Source organism: Sphaerisporangium perillae, from assembly GCF_023276435.1.
Classification (GTDB): domain Bacteria; phylum Actinomycetota; class Actinomycetes; order Streptosporangiales; family Streptosporangiaceae; genus Sphaerisporangium; species Sphaerisporangium perillae.
Window position 1 is genome coordinate 1 of record NZ_JALLPO010000015.1, and the last position, 22,472, is coordinate 22,472.

General features: G+C 71.6%; 24 protein-coding genes and 2 pseudogenes. 13 read left to right on the plus strand and 13 right to left on the minus strand.

The annotated features are described in order from the left end of the window. Positions 1 to 326: pseudogene (locus tag MYF83_RS16140) on the plus strand (ATP-dependent DNA ligase); the annotation flags it as partial. Between the two features lie 94 nt (positions 327 to 420). On the opposite strand, the gene MYF83_RS16145 reads toward MYF83_RS16140, so the two are convergent. Then, positions 421 to 1,206 (minus strand): hypothetical protein, encoded by a 786-nt coding sequence (locus MYF83_RS16145; RefSeq protein WP_248961180.1) that lies wholly within the window; start codon positions 1,204 to 1,206, stop codon positions 421 to 423. Positions 1,207 to 1,685: 479 nt separating this feature from the next. On the opposite strand from MYF83_RS16145, the gene MYF83_RS16150 reads away from it, so the two are divergent. Continuing rightward, positions 1,686 to 2,201 (plus strand): hypothetical protein, encoded by a 516-nt coding sequence (locus MYF83_RS16150; RefSeq protein WP_248961386.1) that lies wholly within the window; start codon positions 1,686 to 1,688, stop codon positions 2,199 to 2,201. A gap of 56 nt (positions 2,202 to 2,257) precedes the next feature. Continuing rightward, entirely contained in the window at positions 2,258 to 2,629 is a 372-nt protein-coding gene (locus tag MYF83_RS44290; RefSeq protein ID WP_372500176.1) for a pentapeptide repeat-containing protein, read from the plus strand. A 356-nt stretch (positions 2,630 to 2,985) separates the two neighbouring features. On the opposite strand, the gene MYF83_RS16160 is transcribed toward MYF83_RS44290, so the two are convergent. Beyond that, complete coding sequence (locus MYF83_RS16160; protein WP_248961183.1) at positions 2,986 to 3,720, minus strand: AfsR/SARP family transcriptional regulator; 735 nt, start codon at positions 3,718 to 3,720, stop codon at positions 2,986 to 2,988. A gap of 174 nt (positions 3,721 to 3,894) precedes the next feature. Here MYF83_RS16160 and MYF83_RS16165 point away from each other — a divergent pair, with 174 nt between their 5' ends. Together MYF83_RS16165 and MYF83_RS16170 are read left to right on the plus strand one after the other, a co-directional pair. Beyond that, positions 3,895 to 4,134: a helix-turn-helix domain-containing protein gene (locus MYF83_RS16165; RefSeq protein WP_248961187.1), complete on the plus strand. Its 240-nt coding sequence runs from the start codon at positions 3,895 to 3,897 to the stop codon at positions 4,132 to 4,134. A gap of 222 nt (positions 4,135 to 4,356) precedes the next feature. Next, a complete protein-coding gene (locus tag MYF83_RS16170; RefSeq protein ID WP_248961191.1) occupies positions 4,357 to 4,662 on the plus strand; it encodes a hypothetical protein in 306 nt (101 codons plus the stop codon). Here MYF83_RS16170 and MYF83_RS16175 read toward each other — a convergent pair. From MYF83_RS16175 to MYF83_RS16185, 3 genes are read right to left on the minus strand one after another with little or no spacing between them, the layout of a single operon-like run. Beyond that, complete coding sequence (locus MYF83_RS16175; protein ID WP_248961195.1) at positions 4,605 to 5,963, minus strand: 6-phospho-beta-glucosidase; 1,359 nt, start codon at positions 5,961 to 5,963, stop codon at positions 4,605 to 4,607. The genes MYF83_RS16170 and MYF83_RS16175 overlap by 58 nt on opposite strands. After that, positions 5,960 to 6,133, minus strand: coding sequence for a hypothetical protein (locus tag MYF83_RS16180; RefSeq protein WP_248961197.1), 174 nt, complete (start codon positions 6,131 to 6,133; stop codon positions 5,960 to 5,962). The genes MYF83_RS16175 and MYF83_RS16180 overlap by 4 nt, the downstream gene beginning before the upstream one ends. After that, on the minus strand, positions 6,130 to 6,885 hold the full coding sequence (locus tag MYF83_RS16185; RefSeq protein WP_248961199.1) for a DeoR/GlpR family DNA-binding transcription regulator: 756 nt from the start codon (positions 6,883 to 6,885) through the stop codon (positions 6,130 to 6,132). Before MYF83_RS16185 ends, MYF83_RS16180 begins: the two co-directional genes overlap by 4 nt. A 143-nt stretch (positions 6,886 to 7,028) precedes the next feature. Between MYF83_RS16185 and MYF83_RS16190 the strand changes: the two genes are divergently transcribed. Next, complete coding sequence (locus MYF83_RS16190) at positions 7,029 to 8,294, plus strand: PfkB family carbohydrate kinase (RefSeq protein WP_248961200.1); 1,266 nt, start codon at positions 7,029 to 7,031, stop codon at positions 8,292 to 8,294. 176 nt (positions 8,295 to 8,470) lie between these two features. Continuing rightward, complete coding sequence (locus MYF83_RS16195) at positions 8,471 to 9,724, plus strand: C39 family peptidase (protein ID WP_279339619.1); 1,254 nt, start codon at positions 8,471 to 8,473, stop codon at positions 9,722 to 9,724. 53 nt (positions 9,725 to 9,777) lie between these two features. Here MYF83_RS16195 and ligD read toward each other — a convergent pair whose 3' ends face one another. Further along, positions 9,778 to 10,785, minus strand: a complete 1,008-nt coding sequence (gene ligD, locus MYF83_RS16200) for a non-homologous end-joining DNA ligase (protein ID WP_248961205.1) — start codon at positions 10,783 to 10,785, stop codon at positions 9,778 to 9,780. Positions 10,786 to 11,040: 255 nt separating this feature from the next. Here ligD and msrB point away from each other — a divergent pair, with 255 nt between their 5' ends. Further along, positions 11,041 to 11,445 carry a peptide-methionine (R)-S-oxide reductase MsrB gene (gene msrB / locus MYF83_RS16205; protein ID WP_248961207.1) on the plus strand — a complete coding sequence of 135 codons (405 nt, stop codon included), beginning with the start codon at positions 11,041 to 11,043 and terminating at the stop codon, positions 11,443 to 11,445. Positions 11,446 to 11,777: 332 nt separating this feature from the next. Here msrB and MYF83_RS44295 read toward each other — a convergent pair whose 3' ends face one another. Next, positions 11,778 to 11,933: a TetR family transcriptional regulator gene (locus tag MYF83_RS44295; protein ID WP_372500167.1), complete on the minus strand. Its 156-nt coding sequence runs from the start codon at positions 11,931 to 11,933 to the stop codon at positions 11,778 to 11,780. Positions 11,934 to 12,098: 165 nt separating this feature from the next. On the opposite strand from MYF83_RS44295, the gene MYF83_RS16215 reads away from it, so the two are divergent. Then, the gene (locus MYF83_RS16215) at positions 12,099 to 12,608 is read left to right on the plus strand and encodes a SigE family RNA polymerase sigma factor (protein WP_248961209.1); all 510 of its coding nucleotides are present in this window, start codon (positions 12,099 to 12,101) and stop codon (positions 12,606 to 12,608) included. Continuing rightward, complete coding sequence (locus tag MYF83_RS16220) at positions 12,608 to 13,402, plus strand: hypothetical protein (RefSeq protein ID WP_248961210.1); 795 nt, start codon at positions 12,608 to 12,610, stop codon at positions 13,400 to 13,402. Before MYF83_RS16215 ends, MYF83_RS16220 begins: the two co-directional genes overlap by 1 nt. Before the next feature lie 31 nt (positions 13,403 to 13,433). Here the strand turns inward: MYF83_RS16220 and MYF83_RS43780 are convergent. The 4 genes and pseudogenes from MYF83_RS43780 to hemG all read right to left on the minus strand — a co-directional run. After that, positions 13,434 to 13,517, minus strand: a pseudogene (locus MYF83_RS43780) (replication initiator); the annotation flags it as partial. Between the two features lie 14 nt (positions 13,518 to 13,531). Further along, positions 13,532 to 14,152: a hypothetical protein gene (locus MYF83_RS16225; RefSeq protein ID WP_248961212.1), complete on the minus strand. Its 621-nt coding sequence runs from the start codon at positions 14,150 to 14,152 to the stop codon at positions 13,532 to 13,534. 136 nt (positions 14,153 to 14,288) lie between these two features. Then, positions 14,289 to 14,999, minus strand: coding sequence for a hydrogen peroxide-dependent heme synthase (gene hemQ, locus MYF83_RS16230; RefSeq protein ID WP_372500168.1), 711 nt, complete (start codon positions 14,997 to 14,999; stop codon positions 14,289 to 14,291). Between the two features lie 45 nt (positions 15,000 to 15,044). Beyond that, positions 15,045 to 16,493: a protoporphyrinogen oxidase gene (gene hemG / locus MYF83_RS16235; protein WP_248961218.1), complete on the minus strand. Its 1,449-nt coding sequence runs from the start codon at positions 16,491 to 16,493 to the stop codon at positions 15,045 to 15,047. 228 nt (positions 16,494 to 16,721) lie between these two features. On the opposite strand from hemG, the gene MYF83_RS16240 reads away from it, so the two are divergent. After that, positions 16,722 to 17,777, plus strand: a complete 1,056-nt coding sequence (locus tag MYF83_RS16240; protein WP_248961225.1) for a DUF4349 domain-containing protein — start codon at positions 16,722 to 16,724, stop codon at positions 17,775 to 17,777. Here the strand turns inward: MYF83_RS16240 and hemE are convergent, their stop codons facing one another. Next, complete coding sequence (gene hemE, locus MYF83_RS16245) at positions 17,778 to 18,815, minus strand: uroporphyrinogen decarboxylase (protein ID WP_248961373.1); 1,038 nt, start codon at positions 18,813 to 18,815, stop codon at positions 17,778 to 17,780. Between the two features lie 702 nt (positions 18,816 to 19,517). Between hemE and MYF83_RS16250 the strand changes: the two genes are divergently transcribed. Together MYF83_RS16250 and MYF83_RS16255 are read left to right on the plus strand one after the other, a co-directional pair. Further along, positions 19,518 to 20,120 carry a DUF3000 domain-containing protein gene (locus MYF83_RS16250; protein WP_248961227.1) on the plus strand — a complete coding sequence of 201 codons (603 nt, stop codon included), beginning with the start codon at positions 19,518 to 19,520 and terminating at the stop codon, positions 20,118 to 20,120. Further along, positions 20,117 to 21,367: an HRDC domain-containing protein gene (locus MYF83_RS16255; RefSeq protein WP_248961229.1), complete on the plus strand. Its 1,251-nt coding sequence runs from the start codon at positions 20,117 to 20,119 to the stop codon at positions 21,365 to 21,367. The genes MYF83_RS16250 and MYF83_RS16255 overlap by 4 nt, the downstream gene beginning before the upstream one ends. On the opposite strand, the gene MYF83_RS16260 is transcribed toward MYF83_RS16255, so the two are convergent. Beyond that, positions 21,364 to 22,410, minus strand: a complete 1,047-nt coding sequence (locus MYF83_RS16260; protein WP_248961374.1) for a LacI family DNA-binding transcriptional regulator — start codon at positions 22,408 to 22,410, stop codon at positions 21,364 to 21,366. The genes MYF83_RS16255 and MYF83_RS16260 overlap by 4 nt on opposite strands. Between the last annotated feature and the right edge of the window lie 62 nt (positions 22,411 to 22,472).

The following is a 22,472-nucleotide window of genomic DNA, read 5'->3' on the forward strand; positions in this document are numbered from 1 at the left end:
GCGCCGAGCTCATCGACGAGCTCAAGCCCTACCTCCTGGAAGACCTGGGCGGGCACCCCTGGAGCTCCTGGATGTCGCAGGACCAGAGCACCACCCAGCGCATGCCGGGGGCCATCTCCCGCTGGAGCGCCGGCAAGAACCTCGCGTTCGTCCCGCTGGACCCGAAACTGGTCGTCGAGGTCGCCTACGACCACATGGAGGGCAACCGGTTCCGGCACACCGCCCAATTCCGGCGCTGGCGCACCGACCGCACCCCCGAGTCCTGCACCTACGAACAGCTGGAGACGCCCGTCGGCTACAACCTGGACGACATCCTGGCCCGCTGAGCGGCGTTCCGCCGGGCACGCACGGCGGAAGGGACATGGGTCGTGCCCATGTCCCTCCGTCCGCGGCCGGCTCACCCGAGCCCGGTGGCGCGGCTCAGTGCTCCACTGTCTGCGACTCCAGATCCGACTGCGGGGACTCGCCGATCTTTCCGGAGATGTTGCCCGACTCCTGCGTCTGCTCGGACTCGGTGGCCTTGCCCAAGGTCCCGGTCTTCTCGGACTCGCCCATCTGACCGGAGGTACCGGTCTGCTCGATGTTGCCGGTCTCCTCGGGAGTACCGGTCTGCTCGATGTTGCCGGTCTCCTCGGGAGTACCGGTCTGCTCGATGTTGCCGGTCTCCTCGGGAGTACCGGTCTGCTCGATGTTGCCGGACTGCTCGGACTCGCCCATCTGACCGGAGGTACCGGTCTCCTCCGACTCGCCCATCTGACCGGAAGTGCCCGTCTCCTCGGACTCGCCGGTCTGCTCAATGTTGCCGGTCTCCTCGGGAGTACCGGTCTGCTCAATGTTGCCGGTCTCCTCGGGAGTACCGGTCTGCTCGATGTTGCCGGTCTCCTCAGACTCGCCGGTCTGCTCGGTGGTGCCGGTCTCCTCAGACTCGCTCATCTGACCGGAAGTGCCCGTCTCCTCGGACTCGCCGGTCTTGCCTGAGATACCCGACTTCTCCGACTCGCCCATCTTGCTGGATTCGCCGTTTCCGGCCCCCCCGTTGTCGTCCTGGTCGCGCGGGACGGCGTGGACCGCCGCCGCGAGGCCGTGCCCGGCGGCGACCGCCGGCGCGGGGCCCGACGCCGCGGACGCCTGCGCGGGTCCGGAGGTCCAGAGCGAGACCGAGAGAAGCGCCGGACCGAGCAGTACGAGGGTTCGCTTGTCTGCCATGGCCGACTCCTTTTCGTGTCGTGGCCATCCGCGATGGCCGTCGAGGACGGGCGGTCGCCCGTGGGGTCGAACCACATGCTTTCCGGGACCGCGCCACCTGGCCGTGACACCGACGTGACGCGAGGATGACAGGAGCGCCGTTTCAACGGTGGGCGACCGCACGCAGGCTCGCTACAAGCTCGCTCACCAGCGGGGGTCGGGCGCAGGCCGAGCTCAGCGGACAGGAGGCGCTCGTAACGCTCGAAGCCGCGCAGCGCCTCGGCCTGGTTGCCGAGCATGCGGCGGGCCAAGGCGCGCGCCTCCTCGATGTCGACGCCGGCGTCCGGGCTCAGCCGGACCTCGCTCAGTGGTGCCGATGTCCAGGACCTGTCAGCCTGCGGCCTCCAGGCGCGCCGGCGCCGACCGCAGGCTCGCCTGGGCGCGCCGCTCGCGCCGGTCGGGCCGGTCGGGCCGGTCGGGCCGGTCGGGCCACAGAAAGCGTGCCCGCCAGCAGGGTCCGGGGCACCGCCTGGCCGCAGAGGGCGGCGAACGACACCAGACGTTCCGTGCCGCCCGAGACCGTCGCCCGCTCTCCTCCGGCCACCAGCCGGAAGCCCTCCATCACCGGCAGCGACGAGCGCGCGGGCGAGTGGTTCGAGATGTTCGAGATGTTCGAGGGAGCGTGCCTCAGCGCCGAGCTCATCGACGAGCTCAAGCCCTACCTCCTGGAAGACCTGGGCGGGCACCCCTGGAGCTCCTGGATGTCGCAGGACCAGAGCACCACCCAGCGCATGCCGGGGGCCATCTCCCGCTGGAGCGCCGGCAAGAACCTCGCGTTCGTCCCGCTGGACCCGAAACTGGTCGTCGAGGTCGCCTACGACCACATGGAGGGCAACCGGTTCCGGCACACCGCCCAATTCCGGCGCTGGCGCACCGACCGCACCCCCGAGTCCTGCACCTACGAACAGCTGGAGACGCCCGTCGGCTACAACCTGGACGACATCCAGGCCCGCTGACCGAGCTCCGCCGCGAACGGCCCGAGGGCGCCGGAGGGGACATGGGCGAGGCGCCCATGTCCCTCGGCTCCGCGGGGAGCCCGCCGAGGTCCCGCGGAGCCACTCCGTCCTACCTCATCCCGGACCTGTCGCGGTCGAACCTGCCCCGCTCGGATCTGTCGCGGTCGAACCTGCCCCGCTCGGACCTGTCGCGGTCGAACCTGCCCCGCTCGGACCTGTCGCGGTCGAACCTGCCCCGCTCGGATCTGTCACGGTCGGATCTGTCGCGGTCGAACCTGCCCCGCTCGGACCTGTCGCGGTCGAACCTGCCCCGCTCCGATCTGTCACGGTCGGACCTGTCGCGGTCGAACCTGCCCCGCTCCGATCTGTCACGGTCGGACCTGTCGCGGTCGAACCTGCCCCGCTCCGATCTGTCGCAGTCGCCGTAGCGCCTGCAGCCGTCGCCGCCGTCTGTGTAGTCCCCGGTGCTCCCGTTCGTGTACTCCGCGCGGGGCAGAACGCGCAGGCCCGCCGGCGCGATCGTGGTGTGCCCGGCGCTGGTCACCGCCGTAGCGGGTCGTGGCGCCGAGGATGCCTGCGCGGCTCCCGCGGTTGCGATTGAGAGCGACAGGAGCGCCGGACCGAGAAGCATCGCGGATCGCTTGCCTACCATGGCCGACTCCTTTCGTCGTGGCCGCCGGGTGACGCCGTCCAGGGCGTCCGCCCGTGGGGTCGAACCACATGCTCTCCGGGACCGCGCCACCGCGCCGTGACGCGGGCGTGACAGGAGGATGACGGCGGCGGATCAACGCTGAGCGACGGCGCGCAGGCCGGCGACGAGATCGGTCACCAGCGGGGTCGGGCGCAGGCCCAGCTCGACCGAGAGGAGCCGCTCGTAGCGCTCGAAGTCGCGCAGCGCCTCGGCCTGGTTGCCCTCGGCCAGGTGGGCGCGGATCAGCGCCGCGTGCGCGCTCTCACGCAGAGGCTCGGCCCGTACGGCCACCCCAGCGGCGGCCACCGCGTCGGCGAACCGGCCCGCCTCGGTGAAGTCGTCGGCCAGTGCCTCCAGGGCGTGCAGGCGGAGCTGGTGCCACTCCTCGCCCTCGCGGACCACCCAGTCGTCGTACCAGCCGGGCAGCAGGTCGACGGAAAGGATCTCCACGGCCTCCGCACAGAGGTCATCTCCGGCCGTGTGCGTGCACGGGTCGAGCACGCGGCGGGCCAGCGCGCGCGCCTCGCCGATGTCGACCTCTGCGGACGGGCTCAGCCGTACCTCGGTGGTGCCGATGTCGAGGATCTGCCGGCCGGCGTCCTCAAGGCGCGCCAGCGCGGACCTCAGGCTCGCCTGCGCCCGCCGCTCGGGCCGGTCCGGCCACAGCGTGCCCGCCAACAGGGTCCGGGGCACCGCCTGGCCGCAGAGGGCGGCGAACGACACCAGACGTTCCGTGCCGCCCGAGACCGTCGCCTGCTCTCCTCCGGCCACCAGCCGGAAGCCGCCCAGAAGATCGACCCGCAGCGCGGGCCGCTCGCCGCTCTCCATAGTTCAGCTGCCTCCCGCGTGGAAAGCGAGTCGTCTGGTCAGCTGTCCTCCTGTCGCCGCCTCTCCCCGCTATGTACCCGGACATACCGATTTGTCCCTTTCCTTCCGCGCGATGCCGCCACATCATTGTCAGCTAATGCTGACAAACTGGCCGCGTCAGCTTATGCTGACAGCATGAGCGCAGCGACCGAACTCGCCGCGGCCGCCGACAGCCGCGATCCCGCCACGGGCCTGGCCGCCGTGGCGGCCCTGCGCAGGCTCCTGGAAGAGCTGGAGGCCGCGCACGTCGGCAACGCCCGGGCACAGGGCTGGTCGTGGGAGGCCATCGCCGCCGCCCTCGGCGTCCGGCGCCAGACGGCGCACAGGAAGCACGCGCACCGCGTCATCGGCAACGCATCAGGGAGTGGGAGTTGACCTCCTCTCCCTCGTGAACGAGGGGGTCCCGACCGTCGCGGGCCGGGTTTCCCGCTTCGCCGCCGGTCGCCCGCCAGAAAGGACTCTCTCTTTGAGGTCTTACACCAGCTCCACAGGCGTTTCACCTCTCGGCCGGCCCGGCCGCGAGGACGTTCCTGGCCGCGTTGACATCCCTTTCCTCCCCCGCCTGAAGGCTGAGGTCTCCACGCTTAAGGAGATTCGATGAGCATGTTCGCGAGGTTCACCCCGGCCGCACGGCAGGCCATGGTCCGGGCGGGCCTGCTGTCCGTGGACGCCGGCCGGCACGCCCTCGACGAGGACGTCATCCTGCTGGCGCTGGCCGAGACCCGCCCCTTCGAGAATTCCCTCCCGGCTGGCAGGGCAGGAGAAGGGGCAGGTCATGCCGTACGCGGCGTTTTGAGGAGGAGCCGAAAGGTCTGGGGGCGGGAACGGGAGCGGGAGGACGGTGGCTACCGGGCCGGGAGAGGAGGGATGACGGCGGCCAGGTCGGGGAGCCGGGTGCGGTAGCCGTCGAGGAGGTGGCGGGCCACCGAGACCGAGTCGACGAGGGGGTGGGCGGCGAACGCGTGGAGGGCCACGGCGGCGGACCCGGTGGCGGCGGCCTCGATGGTGAGCTGTTCGACGGCCTTGACCTGCTGGACCAGCCCGAGGAACTCGCCGGGGAGCGGTGCGGTGGCGAGCGGCCGCACGCCGCCCGGGTCCACGATGCACGGGACCTCCACGACGGCCTCCGGCCCCAGCCCAGGGACCGCGTGGCCGTTGCGGACATTGAGGATCATGGTGGTGCACCCGCCACGGGACAGGGTGGTCATCAGAGCGAGCGCGATGCCCTCGTACCCGCCGGCCGACAGGTCGGCCGGGTCCCGCTCGCCCGCCTGGGCGGTCTCGCGGGTCTCGGCCATGTACGACTCGTCACGTTCCCTGCGGGCGCGCCGCCACTCGGCCAGGGCGTGCTCGGGCTCGCTCCGCACGGTGGAGTAGAACCGCGTCTGCTGCTGGAGCAGCGCCTCTCCCCGGGTCTGTGCGGCCCCGCCGATCGCGGCCACGGCCTCCCGCGTGAAGTAGTAGTAGTACAGGTACTCGTTGGGCAGCGCGCCGAGTGAGCGCACCCAGTCGGGCCCGAACAGCCGCGCCTCCTCCACCCGCTTGAGCGCCGTTTCGTCGGCGAGCAGGTCGGGCAGCACGTCGCGGCCCTCGTGCGACAGCCCGCGCAGCCAGCCGAGGTGGTTCAGGCCGACGTAGTCGGGGGCGGTGCGCGCTGGGTCCAGGCCGAGCGACCGGGCGGCCCGCCGGATCAGCCCGACCGGCGAGTCGCAGATGCCGACCACGCGGTCGCCGAGGACCCGCTGCATGGCCTCGGTGATCATGCCGGCCGGGTTGGTGAAGTTGATGACCCAGGCCCGGGGCGCGAGGGCGGCGACACGCTCGGCCACGTGGAGGGCGACCGGGATGGTGCGCAGGCCGAAGGCGATGCCGCCCGGCCCGATGGTCTCCTGGCCGAGCAGCCCGAGGTCGAGCGCGACCCGTTCGTCCGCCGTGCGGCCTTCGAGGCCGCCGACCCTGATCGCCGAGAACACGACGGTGGCGTCGCGCAGCGCGTCGTCCAGGTCGGTGGTGGCGCGCACGCGGGGCGCATGGTCGTGCCCGGCCGCGAGTTGCGCGAGCACGTGCCCGACCGCGGCCAGGCGCTCCTCGGAGACGTCGTACAGCACGACCTCCTCCACCCGGGGCCTGCCGGGGTCGCGCAGCAGCTCCCCGTACACGAGGGGGACGCGGAAACCGCCGCCGCCGAGGATGGTCAGCCTCATGCCTGCTCCTTGCCCGGGCGCTCCGCGCACCCTGCTCCGCCGTGCGTGGTGGTCTCGGCCCGCGTGCGCCACGCCGCGCCACGCGCGGTCGCCGCGCCATGAGTGCGCCCCGCCCAGCCGTGCGCCGTCGCCGCGCCCTGGGTACGCTCCGCCCCGCCGTGCGCGGTCACGCGAGCACCACCTCGGCGCCGGCGGCCGTCAGGGCGCGGACGGTCGTCTCGTCGGCGCCGCCGTTGGTCACGACCGCGTCGAGCTCCTCGGGGCCGCACACGCGCAGCGCTCCGCTGCCGGGGAACTTGTGCCGGTCGACCAGGAGGACGACCTGCCCCGCCGCCGCCATCATGGCCCGCTTGAGCGGCACCTCGGCGAGCGTGGAGTCGGTCACCTGCCCGTCGGGGCGCACGCCGCCGGCGCCGAGGAAGACCCGGTCGGCGCATACCTGGCGCAGCGCCTGCTCGGTGAGCACGCCGACGAGCGAATGGTAGGTGCGCCGCAGCATGCCGCCGAGCAGCAGCAGCTCGACGGCGGGGTCGCCGCGCAGGACGTCCAGGACGGCGAGGCTGGAGGTGACCACGGTGACGCGGCGCCCGCACAGGTGGCGGGCGAGCCTGACGGTGGTGGTGCCGATGTCGAGCAGCACGACGTCGCCGTCCTGGACCAGCCGGGCGGCGCGGGCGGCGACGGCGTCCTTGTCGCTCTCGTCCCTGCTCGCGACCTGCGCGAAGGGCAGGTCGTCGGCGTCCACGGCGGCGAGGGCTCCCCCGCGCACGCGCCGGAGCGTGCCGTCGCGGTCGAGCACCTCAAGGTCGCGCCGGATCGTCGACGGGCTGACGCCGAGCTGGGCCGCGAGGTCGCGCACGCTGGTGACGCCCGCGAAGCGGACCCGCCGCATGATCTCGGCATGCCTGACGTGCTGGAGCACGCGAGGATCGTATCAGTCATTCCTGCGCGTAACTAAGCAAGAATGAGCATCATTGGCCGTCGACCCTTGGTCGACCCTTGATATGGGCCGCCGAAACGTGCAAGAGTGCGCACATCTTCGCATCGTCGGGGAGGACCGCTGCCGTGTCTGTCCAGGCCTACGACCCACTAGCCGACCAACGCGGCCCGGACGCGCCGGAGTTCGACGTGTTCACGGCGGGCACCGTCTTCCTCGACATCGTCTTCACCGGCCTGCAGGCGATGCCGGCCGCCGGCACCGAGGTCTGGGCCGACGGGATGGGGTCGTGCCCGGGCGGCATCGCCAACCTCGCCATCGCCTCCAGCCGCCTCGGGCTGCGCACCTCGATGGCCGCCGCCTTCGGCGACGACGACTACGCCGACTTCAACTGGCGCATCCTGTCGGAGCAGGAGTCGGTCGACCTGTCGCGCTCGCGCCGGTTCCAGCAGTGGCACTCCCCCGTGACGGTTTCCATGGCCGTGAACCGCGACCGCAGCATGGTCACCCACGGCCATCCGGCCCCCATGGCGGCGAGCCAGATGATCGGCCGCCCGCCCCGGTCCAGGGCGGTGATCGCGCCGCTGTCGGTGGAGGAGCCGCTGGGCAGCGCCGACATGTGCAACTGGGCCGACCTCGCCCGCGAGGACGGTGCGCTGATCTTCGCCGACGTCGGCTGGGACCCCTCTGAGATCTGGTCCCCCTCGCTGCTGGACCAGCTGTCGGTGTGCCACGCCTTCATGCCGAACGCGGTCGAGGCCATGGCGTACACCGGCACCGACACGCCCCGCGAGGCCCTGTACGCGATCGCCGACCGGGTGCCCCTCGCGGTGGTCACCGACGGCGCCAACGGCGCGATGGCCATCGACTCGGCGACCGGTGAGGAGGCGTACGCCCCGGCTCTGCGGGTGACCGCGCTGGACCCGACGGGGGCCGGCGACGTGTTCGGGGCCGGCCTGGTGCTCGGCACCCTGTCGGGCTGGCCGCTCGTCGACCGCCTGTCGTTCGCCGGGATCTGCTCGGCGCTCGCCGTGCAGCAGTTCGGCGGCTCGCTCGCGGCGCCGGGCTGGGGGGACATCGCCGACTGGTGGCACGACGTGCGCGCCACCGCGGCGGCCGGCGGCAGCGGCGCCTACATCGACTCGCTGGCGCGCCGGTACGCCTTCCTGGACAAACTCGTCCCCACCGTTCCGGTCGGCGCCGTGCGCCGGGCCGCCGCGACCATGTCACTGCACGCCGACGTGGAGGCGGGCGCCGCCGCGACGGCGAATCCGCCGCCGGCCACGGGCTCTGCGCCGGTGGCCGGCCCCCGGCAGGCGACCGGCTCCGGCGAGACCGCGGGCACCGGCGAGGCCGCAGGACCTGACGAGGCCGCCGAGAACGAGAGAGGCTGACGCCTGATGCCCCCCGCCCGCGACGCGTGACGCTCGCTGGAGGCGGATTCGCCCGCTTACTGAGCGATCTGACCGGCACGTCACTCTTCTGTAGTCATACGTAATCCTTCCGATGCGGGAGGCGAGCAGTGGATCTAGCGTCGGCGGCTTCGACACCCGACAGGCAAGGTGAGCCCATGCGCGTGCTGACCGTGTTCCTCTCCGCCCTTCTGTTCACCGCGACCTACGCCGCCGGCCCCGCCATGGCCGGGACCAAACCCGCCTCCGGCACCGTGAACGTCACCTACCAGCGCTCCGACTTCGGCTCCGGCACCTCCGAAGGCGTGACGGCCGGAAGCACCCTGGCCTTCGCCACCCCCGCCGGCACCACCTCCTACACCGACGCGCTCGGCACCAAGGACTGGGAGTACGCCCGGTGGACCGGCCAGGAGCGGCCGATCGGCTTCGCCGCCACCGAGGCCGTCGCCTCCTGGAACGCCGACACCCCGGCCGGAAGCTGGCTGCAGGTGGAGATGCGCGGCCGCAACTCGGCCGGGCAGACCAAGTGGTACGTGCTCGGCCGCTGGGCCTACGGCGAGGGCGACATCAACCGCACCTCGCTGCCGAGCCAGGGCGACGACGACGGGTACGTCTCCGTCGACACCTTCGTCGCCGCGGACGGCAGGCCGATCACCGGCTACCAACTGCGCGTCACCCTGTACCGCACGCCCGGCTCGTCGGTGATCCCGGCCGTGCGGACGCTGGGCGCGATGACCTCAGCCGTCCCCGACCGCAAGACCGTGCCGGTCAGCCCCGGCGGCGGCGCGTGGGGGATCGAGCTGAACGTGCCGCGCCGCTCCCAGAACGTCCATGTGGGCCACTACCCCGAGTGGGACGGCGGCGGGGAGGCGTGGTGCAGCCCCACCTCGACCACGATGGTGCTCGGTTACTGGGGCAAGTGGCCGAGCGCGCAGGACACCGCCTGGGTCGACCCCACCGACCCCGACCCCGAGGTCGACTACGCCGCCAGGTACACCTACGACCACGACTACCAGGGCGCCGGGAACTGGCCGTTCAACACCGCCTACGCCGGCCGCTACGGCATGGAGGGGTTCGTCACCCGGCTGCGCTCGCTGACCGAGCTGGAACGCCTGATCGTCGCCGGCGTCCCGGTCGTCACCTCCCAGTCGTTCAAGAAGGGGGAGCTGCCCGGCGCCGGGTACGGCACCAACGGCCATCTCATGGTGATCATCGGCTTCACCGCCACCGGTGACGTGATCGCCAACGACCCGGCGTCGCCCAGCGACGACGCCGTGCGCCACGTCTACCCGAGGGCCGACTTCGAGAACGTCTGGCTGCGCGGCTCCAGCAGCCGGGGCATCGTGTACGTCATCCACCCGCCGGACCACCCCCTGCCGGCCACCACCCCGGGCCTGCCCGCCAACTGGTGAGACGCCCCGCCCGGCCGGCCCCGTTCCACCCGGACGGCGGCCGGCCGGGCCGCCTACGCGCCCTCGTCCGGGCGCGCCTTGCTCGGCTGCACCCGCTTCGGCTCGCCGGGCATCTTGGGGTAGTTGGGCGGGTAGGGCATGTCGCCGCGCTCGTCCTTGGCGTACCACTCCAGCAGCGGCTCGATGGTGAAAGCCCGGTCGTCGATCTCGGCGTGCACGTCGCCCAGCGCGGCGAACCTCGGGGGGACGGTGCGGATGTCGAAGTCACGCGGATCGACCTCGACCAGCTCCTCCCAGGTCACAGGCGTGGACACCGGGGCGTACGGCCTCGCCCGCACCGAGTAGGCGCTGGCGATCGTGCGGTCGCGGGCGTTCTGGTTGTAGTCGATGAAGACCTTCTCGCCGCGCTCCTCCTTCCACCAGGCCGTGGTGGTCAGGTCCGGACGCCGCCGCTCGACCTCGCGGGCGAGGGCGATGGCGCTCTGCCGCACCTCGGTGAACGACCACCGGGGCTCGATGCGCACGTTGATGTGGATGCCCCGGGTGCCAGAGGTCTTGGGGAAGCCCCGCATGCCGAGCCCGTCGAGGACCTCCCGCACGGCGAACGCCGTCTCACGAGCGTCGTCGAAATCGGTGCCGGGCTGGGGGTCGAGGTCGATGCGCAGCTCGTCGGGGTGCTCCACGTCGTCGGCGCGCGTGGGCCAGGGATGGAAGTCGATCGTGCCCAGGTTGGCGCAGTACGCGATGGCGGCCACCTCGGTGACCCGCAGCGCGTCGGCGCTGCGGCCGCTCGGGAACCGGATGGTGACGGTCTGCAGCCAGTCGGGATGCCGGGGCGGGAGGCGCTTCTGATAGATCGCCTCCGAGAGCACGCCGTCGGGATGGCGCTTGAGGTAGGTGGGCCGGTCTTTGAGCGCGCGCAGCGCCCCCTCGCCGACCGATACGTAGTATTCGACCAGCTCACGCTTGGTCGCACCGATGTCAGGAAAGTAGACCTTGTCTGGGTTCGTGACCTTGACGATCCGGTCCCCGACATTCAGCTCGATAAACGGCGACGCCATGTCTCCGACCGTACCCCTCGCCGGTGACAGGAACCGAGAGGAACGGTCCGTCCCGGAGCGCCTCGATGGCGGACCGGGCGCTCGCACGGGACGGACCGGAGGTGATCAACCCTCTGCTGATGAAGACGCCGGAAGCATGGCGAAAGGATGCCTGACCCCGGAAATCGCCGGCGAACTCTTCCGGCCGTCTCACGAAGTCCTTACACCTCACGGCTCCGGGATCACGTCCGGTTCCCGCGCGCATAGGGTGGAGGCATGGAGAAGGTGGTCAAGAGCGAGGCCGACTGGCGCGTCCAGCTGTCGCCCGACGAGTTCCGGGTGCTCCGCCAGGCGGGCACCGAGCGGCCGTTCACCGGCGAGTACGTCGACACCAAGACGGTGGGGGTGTACTCCTGCCGTGCCTGCGGGGCAGAGCTGTTCCGGTCCGGCGCGAAGTTCGACTCCCACTGCGGGTGGCCGTCGTTCTTCGAGCCGTCGGAGTCCGACGCGGTGACCCTCATCGAGGACCACTCGCTCGGCATGTCGCGCGTCGAGGTCCGCTGCGCCCGGTGCGACTCCCACCTCGGGCACGTCTTCCATGGCGAGGGCTACGAGACTCCGACCGACGACCGCTACTGCATCAACTCCGTCTCCCTGCGCCTGCTCCCCGACGAGAGCTGACCCGCGCCCGGAACTCCGGGGGGCGGTACGACCGGGACCGCAAGCGATCAAGTGCCCGTATTTGTGATGGAACGCTCGCGGTAGGTAACGGCGGGCGCGTGTACATGAGACGGTACGGGTATACCCGCAGCGGGCACCTCGCCGCCTGCGAGGACTAAAGGTTTCGTCCCGTGCGGGAGCTGTGTGCACATTCGCCACAGGTGGGAGACGATCGAGGCCATCGGTCAGGTGGTCACGCAGCGCTGCCCGGTGTGCGGCAGGACCCGCGTGCGGGTGAGAAGGCTCCCGCCCACGACGGACGACGATCGAGGCGAGGGCCACCCGACCGTCACCTAGCCCGTCCCGTAGTGCGCGAGGCGGTCGAACCACAGCCACAGCGCCCGGTAGACCGCGAGCACGAGCGCCTCGCGGTTGGGGAAATGCCGGTAGAGGGTGCCGGCGCCGACCTTTTTCGCGATCGAGTTCAGCGAGGCGTCGCCGGCGGCCACGCGAGCCCTCCCTGCTCTGAAGGGGCTTACCTCATCCGGCGCCTCCGCAGGAGACATTCGACTACAAGCCCGATGTGAAGCCCCGTTCCTTGTCATCGTCCGATGCAACCTCTGTACGGCCTCGGCGCATCTACCTGGCGTGAAGCTATTTTTTGCGGGAGACCGATGAGTCTCGATGAGGAGTACACCGCCTATGTGAGTGGGCGGCTGCCATGGTTACGGCAGATCGCCTACCCGCTGTGTCAGGACTGGCACCGCGCCGATGATCTGGTGCAGACAGCGATAACGCGGCTCTACGTCAAATGGCGCCAGGCGCGCGCCGCCGACAATCTTGACGCCTACGTCCGGACGATCCTCGTTCGGGTTTTCCTCGCCGAGCAGCGAGGAGGCTGGTTTTCGCGGGTACGGCTGACGCCCATGCCACCCAACTCCCCGGTGGAAGGCAGCGACCGCGACACGGCCATGGACATGCGCCGGGCGCTCGCCGCAGTGCCACCGCGCCAGCGCGCCACCCTCGTGCTGCGCTTTCACTGCGATCTGAGCGTCGAGCAGACCGCCCACACGCTCGGCTGCTCTACCGGAACCGTCAAGAGCCAGACCGCCCGTGGCCTGGCCACCCTGCGCTCGATACTCGGCGTACCGGACTCGCGCCTATCGCATGCGGAGGAGTGCTGATGGACACCAGATACCTATTCGACACACTGGCACGCCAGGAGCAGCCGCCCACCTCGGTGGACGTGAACCGGGCCGTTGTGGCCGGACACGCGATACGCAGGCGCCATCGGATCACCGTCGTCGCGGTTTCTGCGCTGTCGGCATGCCTGGCCGTCACGGTGACCTGGCTCGGTCTCCCGCAGCCGGGACAGCGGGACGGCGTCACCGCCGCTGTGCCGACCGTCGCTGCGCCCACCGGGCCATCCGCCGTGGCTACGGCAGAGCCGTCCAGCGCGAGGTTCAAGAGTATGAAGAAGAAGTACCCACCCGTCGGAAGGATCGCCTCCATTCCGGAGATACCGATCTGGATGTGGCTAGGCAGGTCAGCCACCGGCCGGACAGGCCTTGTCCTGTGCGACTCGTTGGATTCAGACGGCGGCGTCACCTGCGCCGGTTTTCCTCCGCTCACCGCCAAAGAGTTCGCCCGCACGCAGGGCGCAACGAACGACATCCTGAACGCGGAGCAGATGAGAGCCTTCTATCCCGACGCCACTGAGAAGGAACTGCGCAGGCTGATCCAAGAACAGGCGCGCAGAAACTATCCCGAGAAAATTTTCTTCGGCATCGCCAGAGACGAGGTCCACGGAATGACGGCGGTCACTCCGGATGGACGGAAGGTTTCCGGAAGCGTCGCGCGGGGCGTCGGAGCGGGGCTCGGGGTGTGGGCCGTGAAATACCCTCCCGGCGTCACAGCGGCAACGCTGGTCTTCACCGACGCGAACGGTAAGACCCTGCAGCGGATCAGGGGCGGCTGACTCAGACGCTGTGCCCTCGGTGTCAGGTCCCGGGACGATCGGCAGGCCCGTCCGGTCCGTCAAGCCGGATCACAGCATGGAAGTGGACCAGGCCGCGCGCCTGATACTCGGCGACCGTCATGGACCGTGCTAATCCGGGGCGGGGTGGGTGAGGCGGCAGGAGGCGTCGCCGCCGCCGAGGATGTTGGCGAGGACGGGGTTGCCGTTCTGGCCGAACTCCGCCTGGACGAACACCACGGGATGCTCGTCGCCGACCTCCTGGACGAGGTACTCCAGACCCCGTTTGCACAGGTCGATTGCCGACTTGGAGTTGTGCGCCGACTCGGGAAGGTCGGTGTAGATCCGCAGGTACTTCCCGACGGTCCTGATGTCGGTGATCCGCTTGACCGCCTTGTCGGCGACCCACCGCTGCTTGAAGTAGCTCACCGCCTTGACGTCGGTGTGCTCGGAGGGGCCCGAGGCCGTCTTGGCCGGGTCGCGCGCCTTCTTGAGGCGCGCGCCGGCCGCCTTGGCCTGCGAGCCGTCGCCGGCCGGCGCTCCGGCGGGCGTCCCCGCCGCGCTCGGCCGGGCCGTCGCCGCGCCGGACGCGGCCGGAGCGCCTCCCGGGCGCAGGAAAACCACGCCGACGGCCAGGACCGTCACCACGACGGCGGCCAGCGCCGAGAACCCCTCGAGAATCCATGCCCGGCGTGGCTTGCGCCTCCGGTGCCCCCCTCGCCTGGAACGTGCCAGGCTCCTGCCCCTGTTCACCCTCTGCCTCACTTCGACACGGGAATCATCCTGAGTATGCCAAAGATCGCGAACTCGCGTGACTTGTTCCCGCAATATCAGTCATGGGGCGTTTGGGGCTTGAGTTACAGATGTCGGCTTTGTCGGCCCGTGTCGCTTATGGCAGGGCGGCCACCAGCTCCTCGAGCGGCTTGCGGGTGCCGGTGTAGAAGGGCACCTCGAGGCGGGTGTGCCTACGGGCCTCGGCGGCACGCAGATGGCGCATCAGGTCGATGATGCGGTGGAGGTCATCGGCCTCGAAGGCCAGGATCCACTCGTAGTCGTTGAGCGCGAACGACGCCACCGTGTTGGCCCGCACGTCGGGATAGTCGCGGGCCATCTTGCCGTGCTCGGCCAGCATGGCCCGGCGCTCGGCGTCCTCCAGCAGGTACCACTCCAGCGAACGGACGAATGGATAGACGGAGACGTAGCCGCGCGCCTCCTCCTCGGCCAGGAACGCCGGGATGTGCGACTTGTTGAACTCCGCCGGACGGTGCAGCGCCATCACCGACCACACCGGCTCGCTCGCGCGGCCGAGAGAGGTCCTGCGGAAGCGGCCGTAGACCTCCTGGAGGTCCTCCGGCGTCGAGGCGTGCCACCAGAACATGTAGTCGGCGTCCGCCCGGAACCCGGCCACCTCGTAGGCCCCCCGGGTCACGACGTCCTTCTCGGCCGCCTGCGAGAGCACGGCCTCCACCTCGTGCGACAGGTCCTGCCGGTCGCCCGGCAGCGCCTCGCGCACCCGGAAGACCGACCACATGGTGTACCTGATCACCTCGTTGAGATCACGCGCCTTGGGCCGCGCCTTGCTCTCCGTCACAGCTCGCACTCGCCTTCCATCGACAGGTTCCATCGCCTGGGCACGCCGGGACCCTCAGCGGGTGCCGGCGGCAGGCTGGTCCTTACGCCATTCTCCACCGCGCTCCTCCTTCAGGTGCGAGAGGATCGTCGCCGCGGCCGTGCGCGCGGTGGACACGCAGGCCGGGATGCCGAGGCCGTCGTACGCGGCGCCGCACACGGCGAGGCCCGGCTGGACGGCGACCGCGGCGCGGATGCGCGCGACCCGGTCGAGATGCCCGACCTCGTACTGCGGCAGCGCGCCGCCCCAGCGGGTCACCCGGCTCTGGAGGGGCAGACCCCGCACCCCCATGACCTCGGCCATCTCGGCCATCGCGAGTGCCACCAGCTCGGCGTCGTCGCGCTGGAGGACCGCCTCCTCGCCGAGCCGCCCGATGGAGCAGCGCAGGACGAGCACGGCCGGGTCGGCCTCGGCCAGATGGGGCCACTTGACCGTGCTGAACGTCGCGGCCTTGACCGTCCGTCCCTCGACCGGCGGCACCAGGTACCCGCTGCCGGCCGGCTGCTCGGGGAACGCCGCGCGCGGGTAGGCCAGGGTGACGATGGCCATGCTCGCGTACTCGATGCGGGACAGCTCGGCGGCGGCCTTCGGCACCTCGCCGGCCAGCAGGCGGCCGGCCGCCGGAGCGGGCGTCGCGATGATCACCGCGTCGGCCTCGATCGTCTCGGGGGCCCTCGCCGGCCCGGCCACGAGGCTCCATCCATCGCTCGTGCGCCTCAGCTCGCGCACCATGACACCGGTCCTGATCTCGGCGCCCGAGGCCGCGGCGACCGCCGGCGGCAGGGCGCCCATGCCGCCCTTCAGCGTGGTGAACACCGGCCCGGCGTCCTTCGGGGCCTTCTCGGTGATGGCACGCGCCGCCCGGAGCAGCGAGCGCTCGGTGCGGGCGGCCGTCGCGATGGCGGGCATGGTGGCGTCCAGCGAGAGCGTCTCCGCGCGCCCGGCGTACACGCCGCCGAGCAGCGGCTCCACCATCCGGTCGAGGACCTCGCCGCCCACGCGCGCCCGGATGTAGGCCGCGACCGAGACGTCGGAGGTGATCAAAGTCGCGGGCAGGATCTGGTCGAGCGGCACCCTGGCGAGGCCGCCGGGCGACAAAATGCCCGAGCGGGCGAGCTCGGCGATGTCCGCGGGCACGCCCATGACCTGTCCCTTGGGCATCGACCGCAGCGCGCCTCTGCTGAGGATGGACGCGCCGACGGGAGCGGGGTGGACCAGCTCGTCGCCGAGCCCCACCATGCGCGCGAGCTCCTTGCCCTCCGGCCGCCGGGCCAGCATGGCCTCCGCGCCCTCGTCCACCTGGATGCCCGCGATCGGCGTGGCGTGCAGCTTGCCCCCGACGCGCGAAGCGCCCTCCAGCACGGTCACCGTGAGGCCATCGTCCTCCTGGCGGAGATACCAGGCCGCCGCCAGTCCCGCTATGCCCCCGCCGACGACCACGACGTGCCGCCGAGTTCGTTCCATGCCTCAAGACGTTACCCGTCACCAGGCTCGGTCCGCTCAGAGGGACGGCCTCGCCCGCGGGTCCGGATCGAGAACGTGACGCCATTGTGACGCCGCGCACAAAACCCCGGCCCGGCCGGTGCCGTCAACCAAGGCATGAGCAGATTACGGTGCCGCCCGCCCCTCCTGGTGGCCTTGGCGGCCGTTGTGTTCGTCATCTCAGGATGCGGTGGTTCAGGGGACTCCAGCATGGGCGACGCTCCTGCCGTCGCGCCCGCGCAGGGGGCACCGGCCGATGCGCAGGCCGGCGATACCGGCCAGGACGCCGAGGCCTCCACGAGCGCCCGGGCCACGGACGTGAAGGTGCGGCAGGCGGACCGGGCGATCGTGTACACCGGCGAGCTCACCGTCCGCGCCAAGGACGTCACCGCCGCGGCCGACACGGCCAAGGGGATCGTCACCGAGGCCGGCGGGCGGCTCGACCGCGAGCAGGCGACCTCCGTCGGCGGCCGGGACGACGCCACCCTCGTCTTCAAGATCCCTCCGGACCGGTATCCGTCCGTGGTCGACCGGCTCGGCAAGGAGCTGGGCAAGCGCGAGTCGCTGAACCTGGGCACCGAGGACGTGACCGAGGAGATCGCCGACGTGGACAGCCGGGTGAAGTCCGCCAAGGCCGGCCTGGCGCAGGTCCGCACGTTCCTGAAGAGGGCGGGCGACATCAAGGAGGTGCTGCAGGTGGAGCGGGAGATCTCCACCAGGGAGGCCGACCTGGAGGCGCTGCAGGCCCGGCAGCGCAGCCTCGCCACGCAGACCGCGTCCGGCACGCTGACCCTGCACCTGGTCAACACCCCGCCTCCCGCGCCGGTGGTGAAGAAGCCGAAGCCGCAGCCCGCGAACTTCCTCAGCGGCCTGAAGACCGGGTGGAACGCCCTGACCACCACGGTCCGGGTCTCCCTGGCGATCTTCGGCGCGCTCCTGCCCTGGCTGGTGGTGCTCGCCGTGCTCTGGCTCGCCTACGTGCTCCTGCGCCGCCGCGTGCCGTCCCTCGTGGGTCAGGGCCGTGCGGGCCGGGCGGCGCCGCCCGCGCCGGAGCCCGAGCCCCGGCCGGAGCCCGCCGAGATCCCTTACGCCACCGAGCCAGTTCGGCCCGGCGAGCGCGCCGGGGCGGCCCCGCGGGTCGAGGCGACGGACGTACCCGTGTGGCGGGGCACCGTCGAGGGTCCCCAGCCGGGCGGTCCGCGCGCACCCGGTGAACCGGGCGCGTCCGGCCGGCCAGGGGCATCGGACGAGCGAGGCGAGCACTGATCAGCGGGCGGAGGCCTCGTGGACGAGGTCGGTGAGGCGGGCCAGCCGGTCCGGATCGGTCGTGGGCAGCACCCCGTGGCCGAGGTTGAACACGTGGCCCTCAGCCGAGCGCCCGCGGGCCACGATGTCGCGGGCGCGGCGCTCGATGACCTCCCATGGCGCGAACAGGACGGCCGGGTCCAGGTTGCCCTGCAGCGCCTTGCCCGCGCCCACGCGGCGCGCGGCCTCGTCGAGGGGGACCCGCCAGTCGACGCCGACCACGTCGGCGCCGGCCTCGCCGAGCAGCCCGAGCAGCTCCCCGGTGCCCACGCCGAAGTGGATGCGCGGCACGTCCAGATCGGCCAGGCCCGCGAAGATGCGGCTGCTGTACGGCAGGACGAACTCGCGGTAGTCGTCAGGGGCGACGGCGCCGGCCCAGGAGTCGAAGAGCTGGATCGCCGAGGCTCCGGCGTCCACCTGCATCCGCAGGTAGGCCACCGTGATCTCGGTGAGGCGGTCCATGAGGGCGTGCCAGAGCGCCGGCTCGCCGTACATCATGGCCTTGGTGTGGTCGTGGTTCTTGGAGGGGCCGCCCTCGATGAGGTAGGAGGCCAGCGTGAAGGGGGCGCCGGCGAAGCCGATGAGCGGCGTGCCGCCGAGCTCCTTGGTCAGCGCGCCGATGGCCTCGGTGACGTAGGGCACGTCGTCGGGTGAGAGGGCGCGCAGGGCCGCCACGCCGGCGGTGTCCCTGATCGGGTCGGCGACGACCGGGCCAACGCCGGGCTTGATGTCGAGGTCGATGCCGATGGCCTTCAGGGGGACCACGATGTCGCTGAAGAAGATCGCCGCGTCCACTCCGTACCGCCGCACGGGCTGCATCGTGATCTCCACGATGAGGTCAGGGGTCGCGCACGCGGTGAGCATCGGCACGTCGGCGCGCACGGCGCGGTATTCGGGCAGTGATCGTCCCGCCTGGCGCATGTACCAGACCGGGGTGTGCGGCACGGGCAGTCGCCGGCACGCGCGGACGAAGGGGGAGTCGGCGGTCTCGGGATTCACCCGTCCAGAGTGCCATGCGAAGGGCACGCCCGGCGCATCGCGTGGCGCCGGAGGATGTCCTGTGCCGTCCTGGGAGTCGACGGCAAAGTTTGCCGCGAAAAAGTTACCTATCTGGCTGATGTCCGGTCATGGCGATTGAAGCCGCGATCCGTACACTATGTCTGGTTCGGTACACGCAGAGCCGGGCCGCGGTGGCCGCCGGCCGCGTCAACCAGCGGCCACGCGCAGGTACAGTACGTCTCACGCGAGGTTCGTGATCATGTCGCGGCTGGATCAAATGTTCGCCAAATCACCGCGCGGCGCTGATTCGGTGACCACTTTCGGGACACGCCGAGCGCGTTGCGGGGAAATGTCGCCGTGACGTGTCAACGTCGGACCAGCCCTCGAGTTCACGGACAAGGCGCGCGGGGGGAGCGCCGGCCAGGCGACGCGCACCCCTGTCCGTGCGAGCTCTCGATCTTGGGATCCGACGAAAGGCCCGCGATGACCGCGATGTGGAGTTCCTCCGAGCACCGCACTGTGCATTGTGCGCTCCGTGCCGGCGAGCAGGGGTGCGTCGAAGAACCCTGCCACGACCTCCACCACGACCGGGTCTACATGGAGCGTGGCGGCACACCGGTGATGGCGGCTTGATCACCTTCCATGTCCCCGGCGCATACCCCCCTGCTTCCCGCCCCGCCCGCTCCGGCCTACGCTGCCATCATGACCATCGGTGACGCGCCACCGGCCCCTGCCGCATTCCGGCGGGCGCTGGAGAGCCTGCGTCCCACCGAGGTCAGGCCCGAGATCGAGCTGGAGGACATCCCCGCCCCGCAGCGGCTGGCCCCTTACTCCGGCGCGGTCGGCGCGTCGGTCTACCGGGACGACGACGAACTCGCCGTCGGCCGGTTGATCATGTTGTTCGACCCCGACGGCCAGCGTGGCTGGGACGGCCCGTTCCGCCTGGTCGCCTATGTCCGCGCCGACATGGAGCCGGAGATCACCTCCGACCCGATGCTCGGGCCCGTGGCGTGGAGCTGGCTGACCGAGTCCCTGGACTCCCACCAGGCACAGTACGCCGCCGCGGGCGGCACGGTCACCCGCGCCGTCTCCGAGGGGTTCGGCAACAAGTCCGACGATCCGGTCACCACCGAGCTGGAGCTGCGCGCGTCGTGGTCCCCCCTGGAGGAGGATCTGTCGGCCCACGTCGCCGCCTGGTGCGACCTCATCTGCCTCGCGGCGGGCATTCCACCACTGCCACCTGACGTCGCGGCCCTCCCGCCGCGGGCCGCGCGTCGAGAAGACCCGGAGTCCTTCAGGACGTGACCGACGACGAAATCATCCCCGCATCCGAGATAGTGCCGCTCCTGGAACCCCGCGAGGGCATCCCGCCGGTCATCGAGGACCCCGCCGCGCTCGCCGCGGCCGTACGCGCGTTCGCGAGCGGCACCGGCCCGGTCGCCGTGGACGCCGAGCGCGCCTCCGGTTACCGCTACAGCGGCCGGGCATATCTGGTTCAGCTGCGCCGGGCCGGAGCCGGCAGCGCGCTGATCGACCCCATCGCCTGCCCCGACCTGTCGGAGCTGGACGCCGCGCTGGCCGGCGCCGAGATCGTCCTGCACGCCGCCACGCAGGACCTCGCCTGCCTGGCGGAGCTCGGCTTCACCCCCCGCAGCCTGTTCGACACCGAGCTGGCCGGGCGGCTCCTCGGTTACGAGCGGGTGGGCCTCGGCACGATGGTGGAGAACGTCCTCGGCCTGCGCCTGGAGAAGGGGCACTCGGCCGCGGACTGGTCCCATCGGCCGCTCCCCGAAGACTGGCTGCGCTACGCCGCGCTCGACGTCGAGGTGCTCACCGAGCTGCGCGACGTGCTGTACGAGGAGCTGGAGACCGGCGGGAAGCTCCCCTGGGCGCAGGAGGAGTTCGCGGCGATCCTCGCCGCTCCCCCGGCGCCGCCCCGCGTCGACCCATGGCGGCGCACCTCCGGCATCCACCGGGTGCGCTCTCTGCGCGGGCTCGCCGTGGTGCGCGAGCTGTGGACGCTGCGCGACGAGCTCGCGCGCGAGGCCGACCTGGCGCCCGGCAGGGTGCTGCCGGACTCGGCGATCGTGACGGCCGCGCTGGAGCAGCCGCGCACGACCAAGGCCCTTACGGAAATCGCGCCGTTCACCGGGCGCAGCGCCCGGCGTCACCTGCGCGAATGGCTGAACGCCATCGGCCGGGCGCGCGTGCTCCCCGACGCCGAGCTCCCGCAGCCGAGCGGGCCCGGCGACGGCCCGCCACCGGCGAACCGCTGGGCGGACCGCGACCCCGCCGCCGCCAGGCGGCTGGCCGCCGCCCGCTCCGCCGTCGCCGCGCTCGCCGAGGCCCACCACATGCCCACGGAGAACCTCCTGCAGCCCGAGGCGATCCGCCGCCTCACCTGGGAGCCTCCCGAGGACCTCGGTGACGACGCGGTGGCCGAACGGCTGCGACGGCTCGGCGCCCGCGAGTGGCAGATCTCCCTGACGGCCCACGCCCTGTCCAAGGCGCTGATCCGCCTGGCCGCCCGCGAAGAGCTGGCCGAAGGCTAAGCGCCGGTCGCGCTCCGCGGCACCGCCGCGATGCCCGGGACCGGGAGCCTCCTGACGCTCTCGCGGAGCACGACCTCGCCCTCCACGGACTCCACGCGCGGCCCGCCGCCTGCGGAGAGCGCGAGGTCCAGGGCCATCGCCCCCATGCGCGAGAGCGGCAGCCGTACCGTCGTGAGCTCGGGCACCAGGTCGCGCAGCGAGGGGATGTCGTCGAACCCGGCCAGCGACAGGTCGCGCGGCACGTCGACGCCATGCGACCTGAAGGCGGCGAGCGCCCCCATCGCCATCACGTCGTTCACCGCGAACACGCACGTGACGTCGGTCTTCATGTCCAGCAGCTCGACGGCGGCGGCATGGCCGCCGTCCCTGTCGAACCCGCCGTACACCATGACCGGCGGAGGCACGCCCAGCTCGGCCAGGCCCTCGACGAAGCCGAGCGTGCGGTCGGCCGCCGTGAACATGTGGCGCGGGCCCGCGAGCACGGCGAACCGGTGGTGCCCCTCCCCCGCGATCGCGTGCGCGAGACTGCGCCCGCCCTCGCGGTTCAGCGGGGCCACGGTGTCGGTGCCGAGCAGGGCCTGGCCGATCACGGCGACCCGCCCCCCGGAGGCCCGGTAGACGTCCAGCTCCGCGCGCAGCCGCCCGAGCATGTAGTCGTCGGAGACACGGGACCCGGTGATCAGGATCGCCCGGGCCCGCTGGGCGTGCAGGGTGGCGACCAGGGCGATCTCGCGCTCGGGGTCGCGGTAGGTGGTGCCGAGCGTCACCACCATGTCGTGCAGGTCGGCCGCGCGGATGGCGCCGTCGGCGATGGCGACGAAGTACGGGTCGGTCAGGTCCTGGATCACCACGCCGACGACGTTGCTCGCCCCGCGCGCGAGGGTCTGGGCGGCGGCGTCCACGCGGTAGCCGAGCCGCAAGGCCGACGACTCGACCCTCGCCCGCAGGATCGCGCCCACCTGGCGGCTGCTCCCGTTGAGCACCCGCGAGGCCGTCGCCAGCGACACCCCGGCGTCCCGGGCGACGTCTTCCAGCGTGACCATCATGGCCCTCCCCCTGCCCCTGCCCGCTCCTCTCTCAATTGTCCAGCCGTTCGCGGGTGCCC